This is a genomic window from Paenarthrobacter sp. TAF1 (genome assembly GCF_052113825.1).
In the GTDB taxonomy this organism is placed as follows: Bacteria; Actinomycetota; Actinomycetes; order Actinomycetales; family Micrococcaceae; genus Arthrobacter; species Arthrobacter nicotinovorans.
In genome coordinates this window covers 1-670 of the sequence record NZ_JBFRDO010000049.1, presented here as the reverse complement: position 1 = coordinate 670, position 670 = coordinate 1, and the positions used below count along the sequence as shown (strand labels likewise).

At 64.9% G+C, this 670-nt stretch carries 1 protein-coding gene; it reads left to right on the top strand.

The features are described 5' to 3' along the window. A partial coding sequence (locus AB4Y81_RS21550) for a DUF222 domain-containing protein (protein WP_441996933.1) occupies window positions 1-670 on the top strand: 670 nt, incomplete at both ends.

Below are 670 nucleotides of genomic sequence, written 5' to 3'. Positions count from 1 at the left end.
AAATCTTCGCCACCACCGAACAATACGAAACCCTCACCACCGCCATGAACGCCGCCACCAACCCACGACTCACCAACACCACCGGCACCGGCACCACCGGCCCTCAGCTGGACCGGCGCTCCCGCGCCCAGAAACTCCTCGACGGCCTCRTCGGAGCCTGCGCCGTAGCCATGACCACCGGGAAACTGCCCAGCAACGGCGGACTCCGACCCCAACTCACCGTCACCATCGACCACCACGACCTCTTCCAACAMCTCACCCACACCACCACGAGCGCCACARAAGAAACCAACACCCCGAAGCAGCCCAACGCGACACATCAGCCGGGCCCCCGKAACACTGTCAGTACCGGCACCGCGACCTTCACCGGCCCGATCCACCCCAACACCATCCGCAAAATMGCCTGCGACGCCGACATCCTGCCCGTCCTGCTCGGCACCGACTCCCAAATACTCGACATCGGCCGCACCACCCGGATCTTCCCACCCCACATCCGCAAAGCCATCACCGCCCGCGACSRMGGCTGCGCGTTCCCCGRCTGCACCCTCCCCGCACCCTGGTGCGAAGCCCACCACATCACCTACTGGTCACAAGGCGGCACCACAGGAACAAACAACGCCACCCTGCTCTGCTCCCACCACCACCACCTCATCCACAAAGAACACTGGCG